The sequence below is a fragment of the Helicobacter cetorum MIT 99-5656 genome (genome assembly GCF_000259275.1).
GTDB lineage: Bacteria > Campylobacterota > Campylobacteria > Campylobacterales > Helicobacteraceae > Helicobacter > Helicobacter cetorum.
In genome coordinates this window covers 215,321-227,016 of record NC_017735.1, presented here as the reverse complement: position 1 = coordinate 227,016, position 11,696 = coordinate 215,321, and the positions used below count along the sequence as shown (strand labels likewise).

Annotated in this window: 10 protein-coding genes; 7 read left to right on the top strand and 3 right to left on the bottom strand. The window is 36.0% G+C overall.

Annotated features, from left to right (window positions below):
- Positions 1–179 precede the first annotated feature (179 nt).
- Both HCD_RS01120 and HCD_RS01115 read left to right on the top strand, forming a co-directional pair.
- Positions 180–596 (top strand): DUF1104 domain-containing protein, encoded by a 417-nt coding sequence (locus tag HCD_RS01120; protein ID WP_014658784.1) that lies wholly within the window; start codon positions 180–182, stop codon positions 594–596.
- Positions 597–631: 35 nt separating this feature from the next.
- Positions 632–1,144, top strand: a complete 513-nt coding sequence (locus HCD_RS01115) for a DUF1104 domain-containing protein (protein WP_014658783.1) — start codon at positions 632–634, stop codon at positions 1,142–1,144.
- Between the two features lie 40 nt (positions 1,145–1,184).
- On the opposite strand, the gene HCD_RS01110 is transcribed toward HCD_RS01115, so the two are convergent.
- Positions 1,185–2,237, bottom strand: coding sequence for a type II asparaginase (locus tag HCD_RS01110; protein WP_041594805.1), 1,053 nt, complete (start codon positions 2,235–2,237; stop codon positions 1,185–1,187).
- Between the two features lie 79 nt (positions 2,238–2,316).
- On the opposite strand from HCD_RS01110, the gene HCD_RS01105 reads away from it, so the two are divergent.
- The 5 genes from HCD_RS01105 (at position 2,317) to HCD_RS01085 (ending at position 7,852) form a co-directional block, all read left to right on the top strand.
- Positions 2,317–3,645 (top strand): anaerobic C4-dicarboxylate transporter, encoded by a 1,329-nt coding sequence (locus tag HCD_RS01105; RefSeq protein ID WP_014658781.1) that lies wholly within the window; start codon positions 2,317–2,319, stop codon positions 3,643–3,645.
- A 127-nt stretch (positions 3,646–3,772) separates the two neighbouring features.
- The gene (locus tag HCD_RS01100) at positions 3,773–5,482 is read left to right on the top strand and encodes a DNA polymerase III subunit gamma/tau (RefSeq protein WP_014658780.1); all 1,710 of its coding nucleotides are present in this window, start codon (positions 3,773–3,775) and stop codon (positions 5,480–5,482) included.
- Complete coding sequence (tsaE, locus tag HCD_RS01095; protein ID WP_014658779.1) at positions 5,479–5,880, top strand: tRNA (adenosine(37)-N6)-threonylcarbamoyltransferase complex ATPase subunit type 1 TsaE; 402 nt, start codon at positions 5,479–5,481, stop codon at positions 5,878–5,880. Before HCD_RS01100 ends, tsaE begins: the two co-directional genes overlap by 4 nt.
- Positions 5,881–6,603 (top strand): LPS export ABC transporter ATP-binding protein, encoded by a 723-nt coding sequence (lptB, locus tag HCD_RS01090; protein ID WP_014658778.1) that lies wholly within the window; start codon positions 5,881–5,883, stop codon positions 6,601–6,603. It abuts the gene before it with no gap.
- Positions 6,604–6,607: 4 nt separating this feature from the next.
- Positions 6,608–7,852 carry an RNA polymerase factor sigma-54 gene (locus HCD_RS01085; protein WP_014658777.1) on the top strand — a complete coding sequence of 415 codons (1,245 nt, stop codon included), beginning with the start codon at positions 6,608–6,610 and terminating at the stop codon, positions 7,850–7,852.
- Position 7,853: 1 nt separating this feature from the next.
- Here HCD_RS01085 and HCD_RS01080 read toward each other — a convergent pair whose 3' ends face one another.
- Both HCD_RS01080 and HCD_RS08715 read right to left on the bottom strand, forming a co-directional pair.
- Entirely contained in the window at positions 7,854–9,098 is a 1,245-nt protein-coding gene (locus HCD_RS01080) for an HD domain-containing protein (RefSeq protein WP_014658776.1), read from the bottom strand.
- 195 nt (positions 9,099–9,293) lie between these two features.
- Complete coding sequence (locus tag HCD_RS08715) at positions 9,294–11,597, bottom strand: putative outer membrane protein (protein WP_014658775.1); 2,304 nt, start codon at positions 11,595–11,597, stop codon at positions 9,294–9,296.
- Positions 11,598–11,696: the final 99 nt, after the last annotated feature.

Below are 11,696 nucleotides of genomic sequence, written 5' to 3'. Positions count from 1 at the left end.
GTTTGTTATAATCCAATAAAACTTCTTAAAAACAAATAAATAAGTTTTTTAAAAAGGGCTAAAAAATTTCAAATCCTACTTGTTTCTAGGGCTTTTTGAGAGCGGATTAAAATTAACATGCTAAAATGCGAGCGATTTGCTTATTATGGGCAAAAATTTTAACAGCATAAGGATTTGGCATGAAAAAGGGCTTGATTTTTTGCATAGCCATTTTGGGGTTACAAGTCTTAGGGGCTAGAGATTTTTCAACTCTCAAGGACAAAGAGCTTTTGAAATTAGCTGGAACTCTCCCTTCTAGTGAAGCGATTGATTATCGTATGGAGGTATCTAAACGCCTTAAGGTCTTGAACGCTGAAGATGCTAAGAAATTTCGGGCGAGTTTCAGTAGAATGGCTAAAAAAAATCTTTCAAAAATGAGTGAAGAAGATTTTAAAAAAATGCGTGAAGAAGTGCGTAAAGAACTAGAAGAAAAAACCAAAGCTTTAAGTACTGAAGAAATTAAGGAAAAAGGGCTTAATGTGAGCGTTTGTAGTGGTGATGTGAGAAAAGTTTGGTGTAAAGCCAAAAAGAAAGAAAAGCACTGCTCTCCCAAGTAAGTGAGTTTTAAAAATTTTAAAATAAGGATACAAGAATGAAAATGTTAAGAACCCTTTCGGTTTGTGCTTTGTTATTTGTAGCTTTAAATGCGACAGATTTTAGTAAGACTAGCGATGTAGATTTAGCAAAAATGGCTGGAATTGTCGCTCCAAAGGATATTGTAGATTACAAAAAAGAATTGAGAATGCGTATGAAAAAGATGTCTAAAGAAAAGCGTGCAGAATTTCATAAGCAATTGCATGAATATGCAATTAAAAACACCGATAATATGACCGTGGCAGAGTTTGAAGCACATAAAAAGGCGGTTCAAGAAGAGCTTGATAAGCATGGTATGAAAAGCATGGATAAAGAGCTTGGACTCAAATCATGTGGTTGCAAGAACAAACACAAACATCACGAGCATAAGCACCACACCCACGATAAACATGAAAAACATGATGAGCATGAAAAACACAAGCACCATGAACATGACAATCAAACTGCAGACAAACACGAAGAACATGCCACAAAAAAGCATGACGAGTCAAAAGACAAAGCTTCTAAATGAGAGAGTTAAGGCTTTGATACTCTCATTTGTTTGAAGTAAGTTAGTATTCTTCAAACATCTCTTGGATTTTTTCCTTATTCTTTGTTTTGCTTAAGGCTAGTTGTAAAAGCACTCTAGCTTTTTGTGGGTTGAGATTATCGCTTGTGATGAAGCCATAAGCTTTGTCATCAATTTCGCCTGATGTAGTCTCGCCACTTCCCACCCTGCTTGAACGCACTATGACCACTCCAAGTTTGCTTGCTTGTCGCATCATTTTTAAAAACTCAACACTCACATTTCCATTGCCCACCCCAGCAATAACTATGCCTTGAGCATGCGAATTGATACTTGCTTGAAGCAAATCTGAAGTCATGCCAGCATGCGTGTAGATAATATCCACTCTAGGTAGGGGTTTTTTCAATTCGTGAATAGAAAATTCACTCTTGATAGTGTGTTTTCTTAAAGGTTGCATGTAATAACGCACTTTGGCGTAATACACGCTTCCTATAGCACCGCTATTTAGGGCTTTAAAAGTGGAAGTGTGTGTGGTATGTGTTTTAGCAACTTCTCTAGCACTAAAAATGGTGTCATCCATTACCACTAGAACGCCTTTATTCGCACTCTGTTTATGAATAGCCACACTCACAGCGTTGTATAAATTAAGAGCGCCATCAGCGCTCAAAGAAGTAGAATTACGCATCGCTCCCACTAATACAACGGGTTTTGTGGAGTGTAAAACCAAGTTCAAAAAATATGCACTCTCTTCTAAGGTATCTGTGCCATGCGTAATGACTACGCCTTGAATACGGCTATCTTCTAATAGCTCTTGAATGCGTCTGGCTAGCTTGAACCATATGGCTTCATTCATATCTTGTGAACCGATATTTGAAATTTGCTCCCCCTTAATATGAGCGAGTTTATTGAGATTAGGAATGGCACTAATAAGCTCCTTAACGCTTAATTCACCACTCTTATAGCTATTCGCACTCGCACTTATACCACTCCCAGCAATAGTTCCCCCTGTCGCTAGTAAAGCAATTGTAGGTAGATTTTGAGCCATAAGTTGCCCCTTAAAACAAAGTAAAAGAATTAGAAATTTCAAAAACCTTCTCATTATAGACCACCTTTTGAAATTTAAAGATTTTTGTAGTATAGTAGATTGTTGCTAAAATAAATTTAAAAAGGGTTAACTCATGGATACCTTTTTTCAAATTGTAGTGTTACTTTTTTCACTTTTTTTAGGGGCTAGGCTTGGGGGCTTAGGGGTAGGCTATGCGGGGGGCTTGGGCGTGCTTGTGCTTTGCTTATTTTTAGGACTAAATCCTGGCAGGATTCCTTTTGATGTGATTTTAGTGATTATGGCAGTCATTAGTGCTATAAGTGCGATGCAAAGTGCTGGGGGCTTAGATTACTTAGTCAAAATCGCTGAAAAATTTTTAAAAAAACACCCCAAGCAAATCAATTATTTTGCTCCAAGCGTGGCGTATTTTTTAACCCTTCTAGCTGGTACAGGGCATACAGCATTTTGCTTGATGCCTGTAATTGTTGAAGTGAGCCAAAGTCAAAATATCAAACCCAAAGTGCCTTTAAGTTTAGCGGTAGTGTCTAGTCAAGTAGCCATTACAGCAAGCCCTGTAAGTGCGGCTGTGGTGTTTATGAGTGGCATTTTAGAGCCTTTAGGGGCAAGCTATCTCACGCTTTTAATGATTTGGATTTCTACGACTTTTTTAGCATGCATACTCACCGCCTTTATGATGAGTTTTACGAATTTGAGATTAGATAGCGACCCCATTTATTTGAAGCGTCTAAAACAGGGTAAAATTTCGCCCCCCACTATTCAAGCAGAAAAAGAAGTGTCTAAGAGTGCCAAATTGTCGGTATGGATTTTTATAGGTGGGGTTGTGGCGATTGTTTGTTATGCGAGTGCGATTTCTAAAAATATCGCTCTAATTGAGCCAGTGATTTTAGGTAGAGATTATGCGATTGTGTGTTTCATGTTGAGTGTGGCTACTTTAATGGTGTTATTATGCAAGCTAAACCCTAATGATATTTCACAAACAAGTGTGTTTAAATCCGGTATGCAAGCATGCGTATGCGTGCTAGGAGTTGCATGGCTAGGCGATACTTTTGTGAGTAATCATATAGATGAAATCAAGCATTACGCTTCTTTTTTGATTGCGGATTATCCGTTTTTGCTTGCAGTGGCACTCTTTTTTGCTTCCATGCTTTTATATTCACAAGCCGCTACTTCTAAAGCACTCATTCCAAGCGTGATTATGGCTTTGGGTATTAGTGCAAATAATACAGAACATTTGTATATTATTGTGGCTTCTTTTGCAAGCGTCTCGGCATTATTTGTGTTACCTACTTACCCCACCTTGCTAGGAGCGATTGCTATGGATAATACCGGCACCACGAAAATGGGGCGTTATGTGTTTGACCATTCGTTTTTGATTCCTGGGGTTTTAATCGTGTCTTTGAGTGTGGCACTAGGTTTTATTACTGCACCGTTAGTTTTATAGTTTTTATCCTTATTTGCTTTCACATTATGCTTTCATGGTTTTGCTTTGGGGGGGGGCTTTGTGAGTTTTAAGTCATTTTGCATTACAATATCTCTAAATGAGTTCTAAGTTAAGGATGATAATAGACATGCGAGTCTTAGCGTTAAAATACCGCCCCAAACATTTTAGCGAGCTAGTAGGACAAGATAGTGTAGCCAAAACGCTTTCTTTAGCCCTAGATAATAAGCGTTTGGCTAACGCTTATTTATTTAGTGGGTTAAGAGGTTCTGGTAAAACAAGCTCTTCTAGGATTTTTGCCAGAGCGTTGATGTGTGAAGTGGGACCAAAAGCTGTGCCTTGTGATACTTGCATTCAGTGTGAGAGTGCTTTAAACAACCATCATATTGATATTATAGAGATGGATGGGGCTTCTAATAGGGGGATTGATGATGTGCGTAATCTCATAGAGCAAACCCGCTACAAACCAAGCTTTGGGCGTTATAAAATCTTTATCATTGATGAAGTGCATATGTTTACCACAGAAGCGTTTAACGCTCTTTTAAAGACTTTAGAAGAACCCCCTAGTCATGTGAAATTTCTTCTAGCGACTACTGATGCTTTGAAATTACCCGCTACCATACTCAGTCGCACCCAGCATTTTAGGTTTAAAAAAATCCCTGAAAATTCTGTAATAGCCCATTTAAAAACCATTTTAGAAAAAGAAAAAGTGGGTTATGAAGAGAGTGCGTTAGAAAAACTAGCTCACAGTGGACAAGGAAGCTTGAGAGATACGCTCACTCTTTTAGAACAAGCCATAAATTATTGTGATAATTCTATTACAGAGAGCAAAGTGGCTGAAATGTTAGGGGCGATTGATAGAAGCGTATTAGAAGACTTTTTTCAAAGTTTAATCAATCAAGATGAAGCCTTATTGCAAGAGCGTTATGAAATTTTAGAAAATTATGAAACAGAAGGCGTTTTAGAAGAAATGATGCTTTTTTTGAAAGCAAAGTTATTAAGTCCTAGCTCCTATTCGTTAATTTTGATAGAGCGGTTTTTTAAAATCATTATGAGTAGCTTGAGTCTTTTAAAAGAAGGGGCAAATTCTAGCTTTGTGCTGTTATTATTAAAAATGAAATTTAAAGAAGCCTTGAAGCTTAAAGCCTTAGATGATGCGATTTTAGAATTAGAACAAACTAAAGAAAAAATCTCTCAATCCCCCTTAAATCAAAACCCTACAATAAACCATAACGCCCCTAAAAAGGAAACTCCAAGAATAGAAAAAGAAAGCTTAGAAACCAAAATTTTAGAAACTTCACAAGAAAAAACCCTACAAGCTTCTACGCTATCAGCCAAAGAACAAATTTTTCAGAATTTATTCAAGCAAGTTCAAAAATTAGTTTATGAGCGAAACTATGAATTAGGGGCTGTGTTTGAAAAAAATATTTGTTTTGTGGATTTTGATAGTAATACTAAAACACTCACTTGGGAGTCTCTAGCAACTGGTAAAGACAAAGAGCTTTTAAAACAGCATTTTGTGGTTGTAAAAAATATTGTTGATGAAATCTATGCTAAGGGTAGTAAGGTTAAAGTCGCTCTAAAAACTCAAAAAGAGAGTGTAGAAAATGAAATTCAAAAAAATCAAAGTGCTAGACCCCCCTTAATGGAGCCACAAAATAAAGTTAAAGAGAAACTACAAGCTACTGAACGACAAGCCACTGAGAATAAGGAAGTTGAAGCACAAACGATAGAAAAAGAAACCCCCCTTACAGAATTACAAGAATTTGTTACTCATCATTCGCAACTCATTGAAGAGATTAAGAGTGAGTTTGGGGTTAAAAGCGTGGAGCTACTATGAGAGCGAATTTAGATGAGCTAGATAAGATTGCTTCTGAAATTTTGAAAGATAATTTTATGGGGGTGGTTTTTTTAAAAGGCGTTGTAGGAAGCGGTAAAACGACCTTAGTTCAAGCTTGCTTAAAATATTTGGGTTTAGACAAGCAGGCTACTTCGCCGACCTTTAGTTTAATGCACGCTTATAGTGAAAGCGTGTTTCATTATGATTTTTATATGCGTGATTTAGAAACTTGTTTGAGACTTGGCATGCTAGAGTGCTTGTTAGAAAAAGGGATTCATTTTGTAGAATGGGGCGATGAAAAATTAGAAAAAATTTTAAAAAAATACGATTTAGCTATTAAGGTTGTAGAAATCAAAACAGAGCTAACAAACCGCTTTTATACAATAAGGGTCGCTTGAATGGATATTTTAAAAGCAGAGCATTTAAACAAACAAATCAAAAAAACTAAGATTGTTTCAGATGTTTCTTTGGAAGTCAAAAGTGGCGAAGTAGTGGGGCTTCTAGGACCTAATGGAGCGGGTAAAACAACCACATTTTACATGATATGCGGACTTTTAGAGCCTAGTGGGGGGAATGTTTTTTTAAACGATGTAAATCTCGCTAAATACCCTTTACACAAGCGTTCTAACTTAGGCATAGGCTACTTACCCCAAGAATCAAGTATTTTTAAAGAATTAAGCGTAGAAGAGAATTTAGCCCTAGCAGGGGAGACCACCTTTAAGAGTTCCAAAGAAAGCGAAGAAAAGATGGAGCAAATGCTTGATGCTTTTAATATCCAAGCCATTAGAAAACGCAAAGGCATGAGCTTGAGTGGGGGAGAAAGAAGGCGTGTAGAAATCGCAAGGGCTTTGATGAAAAACCCTAAGTTTGTGTTGCTAGATGAGCCATTTGCTGGGGTAGACCCCATTGCGGTGATTGATATTCAAAAAATTATTGAAAGCTTAGTGGAATTAAACATCGGCGTGTTAATCACAGATCATAATGTGCGAGAGACCTTGAGCGTGTGCCATAGAGCGTATGTGATTAAAAGTGGCACGCTTCTAGCGAGCGGAAATGCTAGTGAAATTTATGAGAATGCGTTGGTGCGTAAGTATTACTTAGGGGAGCATTTTAAGGCATAAGTCAATGGCAATTTTACGCACAAACCTTACTCCTAAAAGCAAATTAAACGCTACTTTGAAAAGCTGGCTTCCTATTTTACAAAGCGAGCTTGAAGACTTAGAAGAAGTTTTAAAAGAAAACGCACTCACTAACCCCTTAATCAAAATTGAAAACAAGCGGGTTAAAAGCTTTAGCGAGCAATTTAGTTTGCGGAGTTCAAGCGATAATTTAGAGAATTTTAGTATCGCACCAAAAAGCCTTTTTGAGACCTTGCAAGCTCAAATTATCGCCCCCCTATTTCCTACCGAAATCTCTCAGAAAATCGCAATGGATATTATCGGTGGGCTAAATAGCGAAGGGTATTTTGAAGAGAGCGTTGGAGAAAGGGCTAGGATTTTAGGCGTTGAGAGTGGAATGTATGAGAAAGTGCGTAAGCGTTTTAGCTATCTTACCCCAGCTGGCGTTGGGGCAAAGAGTGTCAAAGAAAGTTTTTTATTCCAGTTAGAGAGTAGGGAGCTAGAGAATAACGAGCTTTATGAAGAAGTTCAAAAGATTATTTTGCATTTAGAAAAGCACCATGAATTTTCTAAAGATTTTTATTATGAAAAAGCTTTAAAAATTTTAAAATCCTTTAAAAACCCCCCAGCTATTGAGTTTTTAGAAAGAGAAAAAGAAGTCATTCCTGAGCTTTTTATTATGGAAGTGGATAATGAAATAGTGGTGCGGTTGAATGATGAGAGCTACCCTGTGATTAGCTTAGAAGAAACGCATTTCAAAGACACAAATTATTTGAAAGAAAAATTAAAAGAAGCCAAGGATTTGATTGATGCCTTGAATTTGAGAAAAGCCACCATCTATAAAATCGGGCTCATGCTTTTAGAGTATCAATACGATTTTTTTAAGGGTAAAGAGCTACGCCCCTTAAGACTACTGGATTTAGCCAATGAATTTAACCATTCTGTAAGCACGATTTCAAGGGCTATTTCTAATAAATATTTAGCATGTGAAAGGGGGGTTTTTCCTATTAAGAGTTTCTTTAGCATTGCATTAGACAATAGTGAGACTTCAAACGCTGTGATTAAAGACTATCTTTTGGAATTGATTAATAATGAAAATAAGAAAAAGCCTTTGAGCGATGCTAAGATTTTAGAACTCATTGAAGAAAAATTCCATCTAAAAATGGTGAGAAGAACCATTACAAAATACCGCCAATTGCTCAATATTGCTTCTTCAAGCGAGAGAAAAAAGCTCTATTTAATGCGTGCTTAATCTATTCAAAATCCCTAAACAACGCCCCTAAATCTAAGCCACAAATTTGTGTGTCTTTACGGAGTTTATAAACATTCCTAAAACCATTGATTAAGTCGGCGCTAGAAATGCCATGAGAAAGAGAGATTTTAGCTTCTAAAAAAGCACTCAAATGGTCGCACACTTTTAAAAGCTCCCCACAAACCCCTTCATATTCATCTTGATTATAAAGTGCAAATAATTCCTTAGCGTCTTTAGTAAAAACAATTTGATGAGATTTGTCTTTGTAGCGGTTTTTAAATTCATTTTCGGTGAAATACCTTAAATCTTCTTGCACGCTTTGTGAGACAAGCGAATAGACCTTTTCTTGCATTTCTTCTTTTTCAATTTCTTTAATGCAATCATCAAGCCCTACAACGCTTCGCTTAATGGGGGTAATGATGTCTCGTGTTAAAATTTCAGGTAAATCATGAAAAAGCCCGCCCAAAAAATGATTGATTCGCATGCTTTTACAAGTATTTAAATCAAAGCTCAGTAAATAGGCTATCAGAGCTACACAGAGTGTATGCCCTAACACACTCGTTTCTGGCACTCTTGGGGTTTGACTCCAACGCTTCTGAAAACGCAATTGCCCAAACATGCTCACCATTTTTTTTAAATCTTCTTTTTCGCCAAAAAGCCCTTCAAATAAATGTTCGTTGCTTTTGAGTTGTTTATCAATTTTTTCTTTTATTTCTTTCACACCATACATGTTAGGGTTGAAATGATAGATAATATCAAACTCCCACTTAGAAGCGTAAAAATGTGCACTTTGTAAAATCTGGGCTTCTAAATGGTTAGGGGTCTCTCTCAAATAATTTTGCAATTCTTCTAAACAAAAATAGTCTTTAATCTCATCTTTCAAGCTTTCTGCAACATAATGAGCCAATTCTTTATTGTGGGTTTTTTGAAGCCTGTAAAAAATAGGGGGTTTAATATCAGTAAGCACCACCCGAGCTAAAAATTCAAAGCAAAAATATTTAATCAAAATATCTAAATCTATTTTTTTACCCCTATGGATTAAATCCTTAGCGAGCAAATACATAATCATGGCTTTGTGGGCTTGCTTGTCTAATTCTACAAACTCTAAAGGGCATGATTGGTCATTCCAACGCCTAATAGAAGCGCTTACAAACATGCGCCTTAAGAATTTAGCTTGGAGTTTAGGGGTTTTTAAGGGGGTAAAAGGACTAAAAAGATTGGTTTTTATAGGATAAGCTCCATACATAATTTCCCTTTTTGTATTGTTTTGAATATTTAAGGTTATTGGTTTTATTAAGAATAGTTGATTTTATCACACCATTAAGATTAATAAATTTTTAGTGTATGGTCATCAACACTAACTTAAAATTTTATTATACGAAAATAAAATAAAAATAACGCTTTTATTTAAAAAATATTATTTTTATCAATTTATTCCGCACTAAAACACCCACCCATAATTAAAAAACACCTTAAAATGGCTTGAACCTTCTTTTAAAGTGATTTCTTTTACTCCTACACTATCATTTAAAGATAGTTTTAAATTTTGTTGTACCAAAGGAATGGCTATGCCTACAGAATATTTAGATTTTTTGTAGCGATAGTTTAATCCACTTACCACATCTAGATTTCCTGTATTAAACACATTTTTAAGCAAACTATAGCCATTATATAACCCCCTTAAACCGCCAAATACACCTAATGTGCTTTTAATACTCTTACCACTAAACTTGGTATGAAAATCTAATAGCAAATCTATCCCACCCCCAGCACCCACTTGTTGAATCACTCCAGCATAACCAGAACTTTTAGAGTAATTGTATTTTATGATGGTATAGTAGGCAAAGCCCACATAATTATTGAGATATTTTTGATACCCCATTTTAGCGTTAAAGCCTAGCATTACATTTGAGTAGGTTTGGTTTTGAATGGGATTGTTTCTGTTGCTAAAACTAGATATGGCACTCATAAATTGGTTTAAATTAGTGTCTAGGGTTGAGAGTAGAGCAAATTGGTTTTGGATAGCTCCATACTTGCCTATTCTTTCTCCCCTTGCTTGTAAGCCTTTATAATCTATGGGTAATTTATTGCTTTCATTAAGGGCTGTCCACACATTAGTCGAAATGCCAGCAAAACTATTGGCACCATAGCCTGTCATACTAGCACTATGCCCGAAGTAGCCTTTGGTGTGCGAATATTCATGCAAAAGCACATGGAATTTAAAGCGTTCACTTAGCGTGCCATAGCTTGCATAGGGGTCATTATGAGCTAATTTGGGGTCAACATGAATGCTGGTATAAGTGGGGTCTAAAACTTTTTCTGTAACAGAAAGCATTGTGGGTGTAGCTAATCCCCAAAGCGTTGTGGTTTCTGTGTCATTACGCAAGGCCTTAAATCTAAAAAAGTTGCTATCTTTTCTAAAGCTATCTACTACTTCTTGATGTTCTACTAAATGTCCCCTATGAATAAAGCTAAAGGTAGCATTGTCAATGGCATTTTTCCATTCAGGTGAGTCAATCACATACGCCATATTCAGCAGGGCATTTACATAGTGTTGTGCGCTCGTTTGATTGATTTTAGTATAGCAGTTATCACCGCAATAGCGTTGGTAACCATAGACCATTGGGTCGTCATTAAAACGCCCTTGAATATTGGTTTTAATGCCTTCAAGGGCTGTAAAAATACGCTTAGTCTCTTCGTTTGAATTAGTGGTGGTTTTAAATTTAAAGTCATAAATATCTACACTTCCGTTTAAATGCTCTAAATTTTTAAGCATGCTTGCATCAATTTTAATTTCCGTGTTTTTAGAAATGCTATCAAAATTAGCTAGGGGTATTTCTTTAATATTGCCTTGATTGTCTTTGGCTTGAATGACTAATACAACATTATTCACATCATAAGGCAAGAAATTTTGTATCACAATATCTTGATTAACCAAATTGTCTTTATTTAATGCAGTGGTATTATCTAAGGAATTAGCGTTAGTAGACCATGTGGTTTCTTGGGGTAAGTTTGTTTTGGCACTTTTATCAAGCAACATCGTTTTTATAGGTCGTAATGTAGTGAAAGCATTGTAGTAATCAGTAACATTGCTATCCGTGAGTAGCTGCGTGGTTTTTTGGCTTAAGTCTGGGCTTGTGAAATGACTTGTATGATTTAGAGTATTACTATTTGAATTGTTTAAAGTAGGATAAGTATCCTTGCTCGCCCCTTCACTCGCACTTTGAGTAGGTGAATCATTAGGAACATCATTTTGCGTCATGTCCCCCCCATTTACTTCCACCACATTAGGAGCGATTTTCTCAGCTTGCATTTCTTTGCCATCAATATCAATTTTAGTATTTGTTTTAATCTTGCCATCATTACTTGGAACTTCAATAATGCTTTCGCCATTAGGATTGTTTTTAGTAGGGGCTTCATCTATAATAACGCTATCTTTAGGAACATCAATAATGGTTTCGGTGTTTTCATTACCTTGTTTTTCATTCTTTTGAGTATTTGTTTGCGTGGCTTTAATCGGTTTTTCTTTATTGTTTTCTTGTTTCTTTTCGTTTTTTCCAATCCCATTCAAGCGGTGTGCGTTAGAATCAAAAGGGTTGTTAGGTTTTTGGATTAATCTTTCTTTAGTTTGCAACAACCCTGTTTCAAACCCTGCTTCTATAAAAAAGCCATCTTTAGGATGACTAAAGACTTCAATAGGTGCAATAAAATTGACTAAATACAAAGAAATAAAGGTTTTTTTCATCAATATTCCTTAAAAAGTGCATTATTTTAAATATTTTTAGTTTTTAAGAGTTATTATAACAAGCAAAAAAATCGTTTTTTTTTTTTGTTAATTTCAAGG